This is a genomic window from Agrobacterium sp. YIC 4121, from assembly GCF_002008205.1.
Taxonomy (GTDB): domain Bacteria; phylum Pseudomonadota; class Alphaproteobacteria; order Rhizobiales; family Rhizobiaceae; genus Agrobacterium; species Agrobacterium leguminum.
The window spans coordinates 364,644-378,362 of sequence record NZ_MRDI01000001.1 but is presented as its reverse complement, the minus strand read 5'-3'; the positions used below and the strand labels follow the sequence as shown (position 1 = coordinate 378,362).

14 protein-coding genes are annotated in these 13,719 nt (G+C 60.1%); 3 read left to right on the top strand and 11 right to left on the bottom strand.

What is annotated here, in order from left to right; translation table 11 throughout:
- Nucleotides 1-3: 3 nt before the first annotated feature.
- On the bottom strand, nt 4-3,513 hold the full coding sequence (locus BTE54_RS01940) for a hybrid sensor histidine kinase/response regulator (RefSeq protein WP_078051269.1): 3,510 nt from the start codon (nt 3,511-3,513) through the stop codon (nt 4-6).
- A 219-nt stretch (nt 3,514-3,732) separates the two neighbouring features.
- Between BTE54_RS01940 and mscL the strand changes: the two genes are divergently transcribed.
- The 3 genes from mscL (at nt 3,733) to galE (ending at nt 6,841) form a co-directional block, all read left to right on the top strand.
- Nucleotides 3,733-4,161, top strand: coding sequence for a large conductance mechanosensitive channel protein MscL (gene mscL, locus BTE54_RS01935; protein WP_065654472.1), 429 nt, complete (start codon nt 3,733-3,735; stop codon nt 4,159-4,161).
- A 154-nt stretch (nt 4,162-4,315) separates the two neighbouring features.
- The gene (locus tag BTE54_RS01930; RefSeq protein ID WP_078051268.1) at nt 4,316-5,482 is read left to right on the top strand and encodes a pyridoxal phosphate-dependent aminotransferase; all 1,167 of its coding nucleotides are present in this window, start codon (nt 4,316-4,318) and stop codon (nt 5,480-5,482) included.
- Between the two features lie 327 nt (nt 5,483-5,809).
- Complete coding sequence (gene galE, locus BTE54_RS01925; RefSeq protein ID WP_078051267.1) at nt 5,810-6,841, top strand: UDP-glucose 4-epimerase GalE; 1,032 nt, start codon at nt 5,810-5,812, stop codon at nt 6,839-6,841.
- Nucleotides 6,842-6,853: 12 nt separating this feature from the next.
- Here galE and BTE54_RS01920 read toward each other — a convergent pair whose 3' ends face one another.
- From BTE54_RS01920 to BTE54_RS01875, 10 genes are all read right to left on the bottom strand, one after another.
- Entirely contained in the window at nt 6,854-7,687 is an 834-nt protein-coding gene (locus BTE54_RS01920) for a DUF6030 family protein (protein ID WP_198939049.1), read from the bottom strand.
- Between the two features lie 150 nt (nt 7,688-7,837).
- A complete protein-coding gene (gene yacG, locus BTE54_RS01915; RefSeq protein ID WP_065654468.1) occupies nt 7,838-8,065 on the bottom strand; it encodes a DNA gyrase inhibitor YacG in 228 nt (75 codons plus the stop codon).
- 3 nt (nt 8,066-8,068) lie between these two features.
- Nucleotides 8,069-8,692 (bottom strand): Maf-like protein, encoded by a 624-nt coding sequence (locus tag BTE54_RS01910; protein ID WP_020010410.1) that lies wholly within the window; start codon nt 8,690-8,692, stop codon nt 8,069-8,071.
- Nucleotides 8,693-8,725: 33 nt separating this feature from the next.
- On the bottom strand, nt 8,726-8,944 hold the full coding sequence (gene infA, locus BTE54_RS01905) for a translation initiation factor IF-1 (RefSeq protein WP_003503453.1): 219 nt from the start codon (nt 8,942-8,944) through the stop codon (nt 8,726-8,728).
- A 143-nt stretch (nt 8,945-9,087) separates the two neighbouring features.
- Nucleotides 9,088-9,576 carry a low molecular weight phosphatase family protein gene (locus tag BTE54_RS01900; protein ID WP_004432476.1) on the bottom strand — a complete coding sequence of 163 codons (489 nt, stop codon included), beginning with the start codon at nt 9,574-9,576 and terminating at the stop codon, nt 9,088-9,090.
- Nucleotides 9,577-9,578: 2 nt separating this feature from the next.
- A complete protein-coding gene (locus tag BTE54_RS01895) occupies nt 9,579-10,052 on the bottom strand; it encodes a UPF0262 family protein (protein ID WP_004432477.1) in 474 nt (157 codons plus the stop codon).
- Between the two features lie 3 nt (nt 10,053-10,055).
- The gene (hisD, locus tag BTE54_RS01890; RefSeq protein WP_078051266.1) at nt 10,056-11,354 is read right to left on the bottom strand and encodes a histidinol dehydrogenase; all 1,299 of its coding nucleotides are present in this window, start codon (nt 11,352-11,354) and stop codon (nt 10,056-10,058) included.
- A 132-nt stretch (nt 11,355-11,486) separates the two neighbouring features.
- Entirely contained in the window at nt 11,487-11,927 is a 441-nt protein-coding gene (locus BTE54_RS01885; RefSeq protein WP_078051265.1) for a DUF2948 family protein, read from the bottom strand.
- 113 nt (nt 11,928-12,040) lie between these two features.
- On the bottom strand, nt 12,041-13,333 hold the full coding sequence (murA, locus tag BTE54_RS01880) for a UDP-N-acetylglucosamine 1-carboxyvinyltransferase (protein ID WP_004432483.1): 1,293 nt from the start codon (nt 13,331-13,333) through the stop codon (nt 12,041-12,043).
- Nucleotides 13,334-13,439: 106 nt separating this feature from the next.
- A complete protein-coding gene (locus BTE54_RS01875) occupies nt 13,440-13,634 on the bottom strand; it encodes a hypothetical protein (RefSeq protein WP_316965206.1) in 195 nt (64 codons plus the stop codon).
- Nucleotides 13,635-13,719 lie beyond the last annotated feature (85 nt).

The window sequence follows — 13,719 nt, the reverse complement described above, 5'->3', positions numbered from 1 at the left end:
TTTTTATTCGGCCGCTGCCCGCACCGTACTGGATATCTGGTTGATATAGGCCCGCAGCGCTGCCGGTTTGACCGGTTTGTGCTGAACCGAAATCCCGTATTTTTCGGCATCGCTGCGCACTTCCGGGCTGCGATCCGCCGTCACCAGCAGGGCCGGGATCGTCTTGCCGTAAAATGTCCTGATGAGGCGGATGGCGCTGATGCCGTCGCCATCGTCCAGATGGTAATCGGCGACGATGACGTCGGGGGCTGCGGCCAAAGTGAGGAAGGGCTCCTCCAGCGTCGCCACGGAACCTGCGGGTAAAACCTCACAACCCCATCCCGTCAAGAGCAGCGTCATGCCCTCGAGGATTTTCGGCTCGTTGTCGATGCAGAGCACCCGGACGCCCTGAAGGCGGTCGCTGGCTGCCGGACTGGTTAACCCACTATCGGCTTTAGCCGGTACGAGGCGATCCGCCTCGCGCGGCAGGTGGATGCGGAAGGTCGTGCCTTTTCCCGGGGTGGAAATCAGCTGTACCGGATGGTGCAGCATGCGCGACAGCCGGTCGACGATGGAAAGACCGAGCCCGAGGCCGGATGCTGTTCTTGCGCCCTCGTCCAATCGGGCGAATTCCTTGAAGACAGTGCGAAACTTGGAAGAGGGAATGCCGATACCGGAATCCGTCACCTGAATGACCACTTCGCCGCCCCGGCGGCGCGCACCGACGACCACCTTGCCCTTCAACGTGTATTTGATGGCGTTGGAAACGAGATTCTGTATCAGACGCCGCAGGAGATTGGGGTCGGAGCGGACCGTGAGCGAGGTTGGCATGACCACAAGGTCGAGGTTCTTTTCCTGCGCCATCGGCGCGAAATCGGTTTCGATGCGTTTCAGCAGCTCATTCAGCGGCACGGATGTCATGCGCGCCTTCATCGAGCCGGTGTCGAGACGGGAAATATCGAGAACCGCGCCGAGAATGGTTTCGACCGATTCCAGCGCCGAATCGATATTGTGGACGAGATCGCTTTCTCCCGATGCGCCAAGCCGTTCGACCAGGGAGGAGGAATAGAGGCGGGCGGCATTCAGCGGCTGGAGAATATCGTGGCCGGCGGCGGCGAAAAACCGTGTCTTGCCGATATTAGCCTCGTCGGCGGATGCTCGCGCTTCTGCCAGTTCCCGGTTGACGCGGGTAAGCTCCACGGTTCGCTCCGCCACGCGCTGCTCCAGCGTCTCGTTTGCCTGTTTCAGCGCCTGATCGCTCGCCACACGCTGGGTGATATCGGTGAAGGTGGCGACGATGCCCTTGTCCGGCATGGTGTTGGAGCGCACTTCGATGATGCGCTCGCCGCCCGCCAGCACCAGCGAGAAGGGCAGGTCCATGGTCAGGAAGCTGGTAATCAGCTCATTCGTGTCGCCATCAGGCATATCGCCCCGTTCCTGCAGCATCGAAACGATATCCGTCAGCGGTACGCCGACCTGCCCGAATTGCTCGGGCAAATCCAGCAGCGTGCGGAAGCGCCGGTTCCAGATGGTCAGCTGCTGCGAACTGTCGAAAACCGCAATGCCCTGATCCATCTGGGCGAGCGCCGTTTGCAGCATGTCCTGATTATATTGCAGGGCCTCGCTTGCCTGATCGAGCAGCCATGCCGTGTCCGCACTGGTATCTTCCGCCTTCTGAAGAATGATCGAAAGGACCAGGCGGGCTGAGGAGGAGCCGATGGCGCTGCCCAGCAACTGTTCGGAGAAATGGATCAGCGCCATGTCCGCCGGCTGATCGTCATTGAGCTTCCTGCCCGCCGTCTTTTCATAGGTCGCGAGTGACCGCAGCATGCGCTCTTCGCCAAGATAGCGCGCCACCGCGCTTTTGAGGTCGCCGACGCTGACACGGGTTTTCCAGCCGCGTGTCGCAAATTGCGATTTCGAGTGGCGCTTGACGAAGATGCCGGACTGGATGCGCTCCACCGGCCTCGGATTGCGCGAAAGCGAGCCGAGCACGAAGGCAAGGCTGTTGACGAGCAGGCTGAGAATGACCGCATTCACGAACGGGTCGGCTTCAGGCCCATTGAACACCGTGCTGCCGGAAAACAGGAAGCCGAGAATATTCGCCGCGACCTCGGAATTATCGGGCCCGCCGAAGCTTGGCAGGAACAGCAGATAGGCCCAGACGAAAAAGCCGGAACTTAAGCCGGCGATTGCGCCGCGCGCATTGGCGCGCCGCCAGAACAGCCCGCCGAATAAGGCAGGGGCCATCTGCGCAATGGCGGCGAATGCGAGAAGGCCGATGGAGGCGAGGCCCGTGGCGCTGTCGGCGGCGCGATAATAGCCATAGCCCAGAAGCAGCACCGCAAAGATTGCCGTCCTGCGGATGTTGAGCAGCGTCTTGGCGAAGTCGTCCCGGTGCGGAGAACGGTTCAGCAGCTTCTGCCGCAGGAAGATCGGCATGACGATATCATTGGAAATCATGATCGATAGCGCCACCGAAGCGACGATCACCATCGCGGTCGCCGCCGAAAATCCACCGATGAAGGTGATCAGCGACACGACCGGCATTTGGTGATTGAGCGGCAATTGCAGCACGTAGAGATCGGCATCGCCATTGGCGCCGAGCGTCAGAATGCCGGCCAGCGCTATCGGCAGCACGAAGATGTTGATCGCGATGAGATAAAGCGGCAGCAGGAACCCAGCCATGCGCAGCTCCTGCGGCGTGCGGTTTTCAACCACGGTAACGTGGAACTGGCGCGGCAGCAGGATGATGGCGAAGCCGGAAAGCAGGGTCATAACGATCCAGCGGCTGACGGGCGTGTGATAGGATATGGCCCGCATGGCCTGTTCGTTATCGGAGGCGAGCTGCCACAGATGCACGGGACCGTCGAAGAGCACGAAGAGCACATAAAAGCCGACGGTGCACATGGCGACGAGCTTGACCAGCGATTCCATCGAGATCGCCAGAATGAGCCCGTCCTGATGTTCGGTGGCATCGGTGTGGCGGGTGCCGAACATGACGGCAAACCCCGCCATGACGATGGTGACGACCAGCGGCAGATCGAGGAAATAAAGATTGCCGCTGCCAATGCCGTAATCGCCGGGATCGACCATCGTCGCCACCGAGCTGGAAACGGCTTTCAGTTGCAGAGCGATATAGGGAATGGCGCCGACGAGAGCGATGATGGCGACGATCATCGCCACTGTAGAGTTCTTGCCGTAACGGGCGGCAATGAAGTCCGCAACGGACGTCAGCTTTTCCGTTTTCGCCAGTTCGACGATGCGGCGGATGATCGGCATGCCGATGGTGAAGGCGAGGATCGGACCGGTATAGATGCCGAGAAATTCCAGCCCCCTGTCTGCCGCAAGCCCCACACCGCCGAAATAGGTCCAGGAGGTGCAATAAATCGCCAGGCTGAGCGCATAGACGAACGGACGCCCCTTGTTCGGAGCGTTTCTTTTGCGGCTCTTCCTGTCCCCATAGCTTGCAACCGCAAACAGCAGCAGGACATAAGCGAAGGCCGAACCGAATATGATCCACCCAGGAAGCACGCATCCTCCCCATGCAAGAATTCCCTGATATCAAGCATAGGCGAATTCCGCGCCGTTGAGAATGAGCGCGGTCTGAGCATAAAGTTCAAGGTGAGCGTGCAAAAAAGCTAATAAATGCAATCCCGCGGATTCCAAATGAAGCCCGTACCCTATATGGTTTGACCCGTAGGGACAGTCACATAGCTTCAGCTCGCGAAGCAGGAGAGAGGGACAATCTGAATGCTTAACGAATTTAAAACCTTCATTGCCCGCGGCAATGTCATGGATCTGGCCGTGGGTGTTATTATCGGTGCGGCTTTCAGCAAGATCGTCGACTCCGTCGTCAACGATCTCATCATGCCGATTGTCGGCGCGATCTTCGGCGGGTTCGATTTTTCGAACTACTTCCTGCCGTTGAGTTCCAACGTCAACGCCCCCTCGCTCGCCGCCGCCCGCGAGCAGGGCGCCGTCTTCGCCTACGGCAACTTTCTGACGGTTCTCATCAACTTCCTTATCCTGGCCTGGATCATTTTCCTGATGGTCAAGGGCGTCAACAAGCTTCGTGAGTCCGTTGAGCGCAAGAAGGTCGAGGAAAAGCCGGAAGCAGCACCGCCGCCGGAAGACGTCAAGCTCCTCACCGAAATCCGCGATCTGCTGAAGACGCGTTGATTGTCGTCATCGTCCCCGGCCTGATGTGCCGCCCCATGCGGCCGGCGATCTCCTGCCGGGGATGACCCATAAAGAAAATCCATGATCGCCTCACGGAATATCATGCACACGGCTGGTTCGATGCGATAAGAAGGCACCAAACGGAGTGTCTTTAATGTCCATTTTGAACAGTCTGAGTGCGCGCTCTCTGGCGGCTCCCGAGAGCGGCATTGTTGAAGTCGTGAATTATGCCCGGGGGCGGGACAATCTCCTGCCGCTTTGGGTTGGCGAAGGCGATCTGCCGAGCCCAGACTTCATCAATCAGGCCGCCATCGACGGGCTGAATAATGGCGAAACCTTCTATACCTGGCAGCGTGGCATTCCCGAACTGCGGCAGGCGCTGAGCCGTTATTACGAGCGCCATTTCGCGGCGTCGCTGCCGCCGGAGCATTTCTACGCTGCCGGTTCCGGTATGCAGGCCATCGTGCTAGCCGTGCAGGCGCTGACCTCGCCGGGCGACGAAATGGTCTATCTGTCTCCGACATGGCCGAATATCGTGGCCGCCATCGGCGTGGCGGGTGCGAAGGCGGTTCCGGTCGGTATCGATTTCCGCGACGGCCGCTGGGATCTCGACATCAACAGGCTGGAAAGCGCGATCACGGATAAGACGAAGGCACTTTTCATCAATACGCCCTCCAACCCGACCGGCTGGACGGCGACGCTCGACAATCTCCGCGACGTTCTGGCTCTCGCCCGCAAACACGATCTGTGGATCGTCGCTGACGAGATTTATGCGCTCTATCATTATTCCGGCAGCCGTGCGCCGTCCTTCCTCGACGTCATGGAGCCGGAAGACAAGATCGTCTTCGCCAATTCTTTCTCGAAGAACTGGTCCATGACTGGCTGGCGCGTCGGCTGGCTTGTCGCCCCGCCGGCCATCGGTCAGGTGATCGAGAATCTCATTCAATATTCCACCTCAGGCGTGGCGCAATTCATGCAGCGCGGCGCGGTCGCCGCCCTCGATCACGGCGATGGTTTTGTCCGTGAGAATTACGAACGCGCTCTGACATCCCGCGACATTCTCTGCGATGCGCTCATCGCGACGAACCGTGTGGAAACCCTGAAGCCGGACGGCGCCCTTTACGCCTTTCTCAAGATTGACGGCGTAACCGACAGCCGGGCGACGGCGCTCGATATCGTCGACAAGACCGGGGTTGGTCTTGCGCCCGGCACGGCCTTCGGTCCGGGAGGGGAACTGTTTCTCCGGGCCTGCTTCCTGCGCAACCCCAGGCAGATAGAAGACGCGGCTGGCCGGCTGGCATCCTATATCCTCGGCAGGTAAGCGTCGGCTTTCCGTGCAATGGTTTCTCCTGCCGCGCCGGGATCGCGCTGCGGTAGGGAAATCGACAACAAAATCACAGCGAAGACCTAAAACTGCAACCCCACGGCGCAACCATCGACGTGGGGGATTTTCTGTGATATGCGCTCCTTGTTCCATTTATGAGAACATTTTCACTAATCGATAAAAAGCACTTCATTGCGCTAACCAATCGTAAGCCACCTTTTAAATGGGGCGGGGGGTTGGTCGCGTATTCGCTGTGCAAGTAATCAATGATGAAGAATTATTGGCTTTGATGAGCTTAAGAAAAGCAAACAGGGAAGTAGTGTCATGGCTGTTCTGGTCACGGGTGGGGCCGGTTATATAGGAAGCCACATGGTGTGGGCTTTGCTCGATGCCGGGGAAGAGGTCGTTGTTGTCGACCGGCTTTCGACGGGGTCGCGTTGGGCTGTTGCGCCGGCGGCGCGTTTTTATCTGGGCGATGCGGCGGACCGCGCCCTGCTCGACCAGATTTTCGAAGAAAACCAGATCGAGACCATTTTCCACTTCGCGGGCTCTGTCAGCGTTCCTGAATCGATCAGCCAGCCGCTCGAATATTACGAAAACAATACGGGCACGACCCGCGCCCTCGTCGCTGCGGCGGTCGCCCATGGCATCCGCAATTTCATTTTCTCCTCGACAGCCGCCGTCTATGGAAACCAGCCCTTTAATGGCCCGGTTCCTGAAACCGCGATCCTCAGCCCGGAAAACCCCTACGGCCTGTCGAAACTCGCCTCTGAAATCATGCTGCGCGATGTCGTGCAGGCGCATGATTTCAACTATGTGGCGCTGCGTTATTTCAACGTCGCCGGAGCCGACCCGCAGGGCCGCGCCGGGCCTTCGCCCACGGGCGTGGCGAACCTCATCAAAGTCGCCTGCGAAACCGCAACCGGTCGCCGCGACCGGGTGGAAATTTACGGCACGGATTACCCGACCGCCGATGGCACCGGTGTCCGCGACTATATTCACGTCAGCGATCTGATCGACGCCCATATGCTGGCCATGGCGCATCTGCGCGCCGGTGGCGGCACCCGCACGCTCAATTGCGGTTATGGCGTCGGTTATTCGGTTCTGGATGTCCTGCAGGCCGTGCAGCGGGAATCGGAACGTGATTTCCCGATCATCCATTGTCCGCGCCGCGCGGGCGATATTGCGACCATGGTAGCGGATTCGTCGCGTATCCAGTCGGAACTGGGCTGGCGTCCCCGATTCGACGATCTGGCGATCATCGTTCGCACCGCGCTTCAGTGGGAAGCCAAACGTCAGGCCCAGCAAAGCGACAGGATTCCGCCGGTGCGGCGCAAGCTGGCTGCAATAGGCTGAGCGGCCTTCGCCTCACCGGACACGGTCTATCTTGACGGACGCATAGAGCGCCGGCCGATCCAGTGGAGCGGCTGGGCTAAGCCAGCGATCCCTGTCGAAGAAGCTGCGTGTCAGCTTCAATCCCGGCGATTGTTCGCTTGCGAGCAAAATCACGTTCAGGCGATGCGGCGCCGTCGGTTCCGGTTTCATGGAAACCGAAATACCGAAATGTTGTGCCTGATAGGGCTGCATCCGGCGTGCAGGCTCAAGCATGTCCGCCAGATCGGCCCAGCGTGTCTGTCCGATAATCATGGCGAGCGTATCATCGAGCTTCGTCAGAACGGCCGCCCCGTCCGGTGTCTTGGGCGCAACGGCCTTTATCCGGATGGAGCGAATTTCTCCCGAGGCTTCCCCCCTGATTTCAAGAAAGAGCGATGCCCGCTCGGCCGGGTCCGATGCGTTTCCTGCCGCAAAATCGGCCATGCATTCGAAACTGCGGATGTTGACCGGGCTCGCGTGCCAGCCACGCGGGTTGGAGAAGCCAGAGGCGGTAAAGCGGTCGCAAAGCTCCTTGCCGGAAACAACGAAATCGCGGGCGAAAGATGCTCTGTCGCCCACTTGCTCGAACTTCAGCAGATGTGGCGGCAAAGAGACTTTTTGGACGGCGAGTTTCTGCCGTTTGACGGGCTTCATCTTCGGTGGCGTGGCGGACTGTATGGCCGGCGCCAGATTGAGATAGGCCAGCAGGCTTTTGAGGTGCTTCTTGTCATTGGCCAGCAGCACCGTCGCGCCTATGGCAAGGCAAACGGCCAGCACCGCAAACAGCAGCGCGCCATGGCTCACTCTCTTCTGCAAGCCTGCGTCCATCGCAAGACCTTAAGGGGCTGGCGGAAAAAGGCGCCAGCCGGTTCTGATATGGTTTTTCGGGCTGTCTGCAACCCGGTGAATATGTGGTGCGAGCGGTGGCTCTGAAAATCTTATGCAATTCACCGCCGAAGTTTTCGGCGGTGCAGGTTCTCATTCGGCGTTATTCTTGCCGCCGTCCTGTCCGCCGGCGCTGCTTTCATCGTCCGCAACCGGAATGGCGTAGGAGCCGTTCAGCCAGCGGGCGAGATCGAGCGAGCGGCAGCGATCCGAGCAGAAAGGATAGTCTTCGCGCGTCGAGGGCCGCCCGCATTCAGGGCATGGCTGGGATTTGCGAAGCGGGGTGACGTTTCCAGCGCCTTCGGTGGGGGACTTTGCCATGGCCTATCCTTCGAGCCAGCCCGAAGTCACCTCAAATCCTTCTCCGGAAAGAAGCGACATGGTTTCATAAAGCGGCAGGCCGACGACATTGGTATAGGAGCCGGTCAGTTTCTGCACGAATGCGCCGGCAATGCCCTGGATGCCATAGGCTCCCGCTTTGCCGCGCCACTGGCCCGACGCGATGTAAGCCTCGATCTCCCTCGTGGAGAGGCGCTTGAAGCGCACCTTGGTCTCCGCGACCTTCTGGCGGATCTTGCCGCCGGGGGTCACAAGGCAGATGCCGGTGTAGACCCAATGGCTGCGTCCCGAGAGAAGATGCAGCGCCGCCGAGGCCTCTTCCGTATATTCGGCCTTGCCGACGATGCGGCGACCGACGGCGACCACCGTATCGGATCCCAGAACATAGGCGTCTTTCCACGCCTGTTCGTTCTTCAGCGCCGCCTGCGCGGCTTCCGCCTTCTGCAAGGACAGACGGCGGCAGAGCGTGCGCGGATGCTCGAGCTTGGCCGGCGTCTCGTCGATATCCATCGGCATCAGACGTGCCGGTTCGATACCGATCTGATGCAGCAGCTCCAGACGCCGCGGCGAGCCGGATGCCAGAACGAGCTTTTGTTTTGAATTGGTCATTGCGCTGCCCGGGCGTCCGATGCGGAAGGTGGATTACTTGAAGCGATAGGTGATGCGGCCCTTGGTGAGGTCGTAAGGCGTCATTTCGACCAGCACCTTGTCGCCTGCCAGAACGCGGATACGGTTCTTACGCATGCGGCCCGCCGTGTGGGCGATGATTTCGTGGTCGTTCTCAAGCTTCACGCGGAATGTTGCGTTCGGCAGCAATTCGGTTACGATGCCCGGGAATTCAAGGACTTCTTCTTTTGTCATGTAAGGGTTTTCTTCCTGTTGATAGTGCCGGACATATCGAGTCCGGGAAAATTGCGCGGAAACTACACAATCCCGGCACATTTGTGAACCTCTAAAGCATCGGCTTGAAAATCGCGATTGATTTTAACAGGCCGAGGCAGTTTTCAGTCTTTTGAAAGCGTATCCGCCACCGGCTGCTGCCGCCTCGGCAGTCGTTCCGAGATCAGCTTTGCCAGATGGTCCCGCACCTCGCGATAGGCGTCGAGAATCTGCTCGCGCGTGCCTGTGATCACCGTTGGGTCCATGGTCGGCCAATAGACCACGTCCAGCGAATTTGAGCGCGTCAGTTCCAGTGCGGCGTGATGGGCTTCTGGCGTCAATGTAATGATCAGATCGAAAAAATCATCCTCGATCTCGTCCAGAGTGCGCGGTTTGTGTTTGCCCAGCGAAAAACCCTGTTCTTCCAGCACCGCATCCACGAATGGATCGCGCTCGCCGGCTCGCACGCCGGCGGACTGGATGTAGATGCCGGGCGCCACCAGCCGTTTGGCAATGACCTCCGCCATGGGAGAACGGATGGAGTTCATGCCGCACATGAAGAGGACCGATTTGGGCGCTCGTCCCTCGTTTGGCGCTGCGGCAGGATCGATCATCTCTAACCCCGCCAATAAAGCACGCAGACAAGGGTGAAGAGGCGGCGCGCCGTGTCGAAATCGATCCTGATCTTGCCCGAAAGCCGGTCCATCAGCGTCTGCGAGCCATCATTGTGAATGCCGCGCCGGCCCATGTCGATCGCCTCGATCTGGCTCGGCGTAGAGGAGCGGATCGCTTCGTAATAGCTTTCGCAGATCAGAAAATAATCCTTGATGATGCGGCGGAACGGCGTCAGCGACAGAATGTGGGTCGCGACATCCTTCTCGTCTTCGGTGCGGATTGAAAAAACCAGCTTGGCGTCGACCAGCGATATATGCAGCCGATAGGGGCCGCCATCATGGCCGAAGGGTTCGAAGCTGTTTTCTTCGATCAGGTCGAAAATGGCGACGGCGCGTTCATGCTCCACGTCGGGCGTGGACCGGCCGATGCTGTCGTCCAGTACCACGTCGCAGAGCCGGAAATCGCCTGAAGCCATCGCTTAACTTTCCGGATTGAGGCGAATGGAGACGGAACGCGCATGCGCGTCCAGTCCCTCAGACCGGGCAAGGGTGATGGCCGCGGGCGCAAGCTGTCGCAGCTGCTCCGGTCCAAGCCGCAGGATCGAGGTGCGCTTGACGAAATCCAGCACCGAGAGGCCAGACGAGAAGCGCGCCGACCGCGCTGTCGGCAGCACGTGGTTGGAGCCGCCGACATAATCGCCGATCACTTCCGGCGTATGGCGTCCGACGAAGATCGCGCCCGCATTGCGGATATGCCCCATCAGGGCATCCGGGTCATCGACGGCGAGTTCCAGATGCTCGGCAGCGATGCGGTTGGCGAGCGGAATGGCGTCGGTGAGCTTTTCGACCAGAATGACCGCGCCGAAATCGGCCCAGCTTGCCGCCGCCGTCTCGGAGCGCGACAGGCGCTTCAGCTGCCGCTCGACAGCGGCTTCAACAGCCTTGCCGAGTTCGGCATTGTCGGTGATGAGGATGGATTGCGCGCCGCGATCATGCTCCGCCTGCGCCAGAAGATCGGCGGCAAGCCAGTCGGGATCATTGTCCCTGTCGGCAATAACCAGCACTTCGGAGGGACCGGCGATCATGTCGATACCGACGGTGCCGAAAACCTGGCGCTTTGCGGCCGCCACATAGGCATTGCCGGGGCCGACGATCTTGGCGACCGGCGCGATGGTTTCCGTGCCATAGGCAAGGGCTGCGACGGCCTGCGCGCCGCCGATGCGATAGATTTCCTCGACGCCCGCAATACGCGCTGCAGCCAGCACCGCCGGATTGACCGCGCCGCCATTGGCCGGAACGACCATGACGATGCGCTCCACACCGGCAACTCTGGCAGGAACGGCATTCATCAGCACCGAGCTTGGATAGCTGGCCGTGCCGCCGGGCACATAAAGGCCCACGGCCTCGATGGCGGTCCAGCGCGAGCCGAGGCCCACGCCGATATCGTCCTCGTAAATATCATCCTTTGGCATCTGCCGTGCATGGTGTTTTTCGATACGCCGGGCGGCGAGTTCAAGCGCCTCGATGACGCTCTTGTCGACGGCGGCGAAGGCCGCATCGATCTCGTCCGTCGTGACACGCATCGAGACCTTGGTGAAATCGATGCCGTCGAATTTCTGGGAATAATGGGCAAGGGCCGCATCGCCGCGATGGCGGACATCGTTGATGATGTCGCGAACGGTTGCGTTGACGTCTTCGGAAACTTCTCTCTTGGTTGTCAGGAAGGCCGCGAATTTCTGTTCGAAATCCGCCGACGCCTGCTCCAGCCAGATTGCCACGCCATTACCCTTTCATTGTCCCCGCGGGCGATCCCGCGAGGTGCACGAACTTCCGCAGAAAAATTGCGGCTCTGGTATGTGGCATAAATCGAAACGGTGACGAAAGGCAACCGTTGCAATGGTGCGGTGTGCTTATTCGCTGTCTGGATGATGCGGTTTGGCAGCCGTTTCCCAGGCGCCGCTCACATCGGTCAATTGCGCCTCGATGCATTCGACATCGAGCGCGATGGCGCCGCCGCCCGAAAGCGTCAATTCCACGGCTCCATCAGGTCCTTCGCCGTTCTGCACGAAGCGGATGGCGAGAAGCGACAGCACCTGTTCCCCGTCGGCACGGTTGATGCCGTGCGAGCGGACGGCGGAGACACGTTTCAGGAAAACGACGCTGCGGCAGCGTTCCGGCGGCAGGTTTTTTTTGTCAGTGCTTTCCCAGACGAAACGGTTGGCGGAAAGCGTGAACTGGCCGTGCTTCGGCTCGAAGGCAACATCCTTCAGCTTGAAGACACTGTCCTGCATATGCGTCGAGATGACGGAGAGATCTTCAGTATCCAGCGCGAGCAATTTCAGGCCGCTCATCTTTTTCTTCCTTCTTTTGCGGTGCGGACCGCTATTTCCATGACTTACATTGGAAATAGGCAGTCCGGGCTCACTCTGCAACGGTAGAAAACGGATGAGCGGCGAAGACAGGATCAATCGCTGACGCGTTCGACCAGCGCACCGCAGCGGGTGAGCTTTTCCTCAAGGCGTTCGAAGCCGCGATCGAGGTGGTAGACGCGCGAAACCATGGTCTCGCCTTCCGCCACGAGGCCGGCAATGACCAGCGATACGGAAGCGCGCAGATCGGTCGCCATGACAGGCGCGCCCTTCAGGCGGGAGACGCCCTCGATGCGGGCCATCTGGCCGGAAAGCGAAATCTTCGCACCGAGACGGGCGAGTTCCTGCACATGCATGAAGCGGTTTTCAAAGATGGTTTCGGTGATATGCGAAACACCCTGCGAACGGGTCATCAGCGCCATGAACTGCGCCTGCAGGTCGGTGGGGAAGCCGGGGAAGGGCTCGGTGACGATATCGACCGGCTGGATGCCATTGCCGTTGCGCACGACGCGAAGGCCGGTTTCCGTCTCACTGATCGTGGCGCCCGCAAGTCTGAGCGTGTCGAGCGCGTTGTCGAGCAGCGCTGCGCGCGTGCCTTCCAGCACCACATCACCGCCGGTCATTGCCACTGCCATGGCATAGGTGCCGGTCTCGATACGATCCGGCAGAACGCGGTGGCGCGCGCCGGAGAGAGAGGTCACGCCTTCGATGGTGATGGTGGAGGTGCCGGCGCCTTCGATCTTCGCGCCCATGGCGATCAGGCATTGCGCCAGGTCCACCACTTCAGGCTCGCGGGCTGCGTTGTGGATGACGGTGGTGCCGCGGGCAAGGCTTGCGGCCATCAGCATCACATGTGTCGCGCCGACGGAAACCTTCGGGAAGGTGTAAACCGCACCGATCAGGCCGCCCTTGGGTGCCGTGGCGTTGATGTAGCCGCCATCGATCTCCATCGTTGCGCCGAGCGCTTCGAGGCCCTCGATGAACAGGTCGACCGGGCGCGTGCCGATGGCGCAGCCGCCGGGCAGGGAAACGCGGGCGCGGCCCTCACGCGCCAGAAGCGGGCCGATGACCCAGAAGCTTGCGCGCATCTTGGAGACCAGCTCGTAAGGGGCGGTGGTATCGACAATGGTGCGGCAGGTGAAGTGCACGGTGCGGGAATAGGCTTCGCCCTGGCTTTCGCGGCGGCCATTGACGGAAATATCGACGCCATGATTGCCGAGAATGCGGATGAGCTGCTCCACGTCCGCCAGATGCGGCACGTTTTCGAGCGTCAGCGTGTCGCTGGTCAGAAGCGATGCGATCATCAACGGCAAGGCGGCGTTTTTGGCGCCGGAGATGGGAATGATGCCGTTTAGCTTGTTGCCACCCGTAATTCTGATGCGATCCATGCGTCCCTACGGGCCTGTTGTGCCCGCCTTTCTTTATCGTGCCTTGCGGAAAGGCGCGTCCTTAGACGAATTTCCGCGGCGTTTCAATTTATGCTTGGTGAATTCTCTATGAGGATGATTCGTCCGTTTTTGCGGCAGGCAGGCCAATCGTCTCGTCCTCTTCGCCGGCACGGCGCGCGCGAACCTGCTGTTTGCGCTTCAAAAGATTTTCACGAAGCTTCTTGGCCGCCCGCGCCTTGCGTTCCGCCTCGCGCTGTCGCGCCTTTTCGCCTGGCCCCGCCTGCGGCTTGCCATCGGCCACCGGGGCGGATGCTTGCGCGGAAGAGCCGGCGGAAACCGCTGCCTTTGCCTGTTTGTCATGATGTTCGTTCATAGATTCAGCAATA